This is a genomic window from Comamonas sp. MYb21 (assembly GCF_037479395.1).
In the GTDB taxonomy this organism is placed as follows: Bacteria; Pseudomonadota; Gammaproteobacteria; order Burkholderiales; family Burkholderiaceae_C; genus Comamonas.
Genome location: NZ_JBBGZC010000030.1, coordinates 1 through 1,901, shown reverse-complemented (window position 1 = coordinate 1,901; position 1,901 = coordinate 1). Strand labels below are relative to the sequence as shown.

The window sequence follows — 1,901 nt, the reverse complement described above, 5'->3', positions numbered from 1 at the left end:
TCGATAGAACTATTTTCACTGCTGGCATTAGGCAATCGCTGAGACAGCAATGATGCCAGTGATATGCCATCTAACAAGCTGATTCTGTCATCGGTCGATTGTGACATTAGATTCATCAGCTCTTTTGTCGCACCTATCAGCAAAGGCTTGACACGTGTGTGCTCGCCATTTTGGTCAACATAGGTCATCAATGGGCCTGGGACTGGCATCACAATTTCATCCTGAGAAATTATTGTTGGATTCAGCTTTGGCATTGGAATAGCGCCCTCAACTTCAAACGAGGTTATTAAAGGATTTGGTTTTGGCATAGGAATAGGTGCAGTTGTGTCAGCAAACTTCTCACTTTCGCTCATCAAGTTCTGTGCAAATCCATTTTCGATGCCTGAATCCAATTGAGATTGGATATCTGCAGCAAGAAGCACCACATTATCTTTGAAGTGGAATTCCTCAATGGCTGCAGCATCTACTGCAAACTGGTCTCGGATCATAATTACATCTGAACCAGAGATGATATGAAGATCATCCCCAACGCGGCTAAAGGTGTAGGCATCTGTAGAGGAAATATCTCTGAGTTGGATGATGTCAACTGAAGTGATTTCCGCATTTTCTTCAACGATCAGGTCTTGTCCATCGCCGCTAAAGAATACATAGAGGTCGTTACCCGTGCCTCCATAGTGCTCATCATTTCCAGCACCACCCGACAGGATGTCGTTCCCATCTCCTCCAACCAATATGTCTTGGCCAGCTTCTCCATACAACTGATCGTCATCGGCCCAGCCGTAAAGGATGTCGTTGCCTTCACCCCCGTGGAGGATGTCATCACCTTCGTCACCGTTTAACTCGTCGTTATCAGTCCAGCCGTAGAGCTCGTCATTTCCGAGACCTCCAAATAGTTGATCTTCTCCTGCATCCCCATTGAGTAGGTCGTTGCCGTCCCAGCCGTAGATTTGGTCGTTGCCATCACCGCCATACATCATGTCGTTACCGGCATCGCCATGCATGGTGTCTGCTCCGCTCCAGCCGAACAACTGATCATCTCCTTCTCCTCCATACAAGGTGTCGTCGCCGTCTTCACCGTTGAGCAAGTCATCTCCGGCCCAGCCATATAGCTGATCGCTGCCTGCTCCACCGTATAAGGAGTCGTTACCTTCGTCGCCATGAAGTGTGTCATCTCCCTGTGCGCCAAAGATCTGGTCATCACCAGCCCCTCCTGAAATGGTGTCGTTACCTTCTAGGCCATTCATCACGTCATCGTAGGCGGTGCCCACCAACACGTCTGCATCAACGGTTCCGACGATGTGCTGCCCTTGGCTACCAGTGCTTCCTGGGTCCTTGATGACGAGAGTCAATAGCTGGCTGACGCTAGCGCCTGCTTGGTCGGTTGCAGTGACCGTTATTTCTAGGCTTTGGGCACCGCCAGCGGGCGGCGTGCCAGTGAAGACGCCTGTGGCAGGGTCAAAGCTGAGCCAACCTGGGATGACTGCGCCACCTGCGCTTGTAGCGCTGAGCGTGAGAACATCATCCTTGTCAATATCCACAAATGCATTGGAGCCGACGATATAGGAGAAGGCTTCGCCTTCCACCACTTCGTAGGGCAGCAGCGGTGCGCCGACTTCTGGTGCGTCATTGGTGTTGGTGATCTCCAGCGCAAAAGTCTGGCTTGCCGTACCGCCCTTGCCATCGCTGACAGTGACTCGCAGTTGCAATGAGCCCACCGCTTGGTTGTCTGGAGTTCCGGAGAATGTGCGTGTTGCTGCATCGAAGCTCAGCCATGAAGGCAGCGCCGAGCCATCGGCCAGGCTTGCACTGTAGCTGAGCGAGTCTCCATCGGGGTCGCTGAATGCAGCGGCCGGGATTTGCAGACTCAACGCACTGTCTTCTTCCACGCTTTGGGATACAAG

General features: G+C 51.9%; 1 protein-coding gene. It reads right to left on the bottom strand.

The genetic code is table 11. From position 1 onward, the window contains the following. On the bottom strand, positions 1-1,886 hold a 1,886-nt coding region (locus WH367_RS24290), incomplete at its 3' end, for a putative Ig domain-containing protein (RefSeq protein WP_339538000.1). Positions 1,887-1,901: the final 15 nt, after the last annotated feature.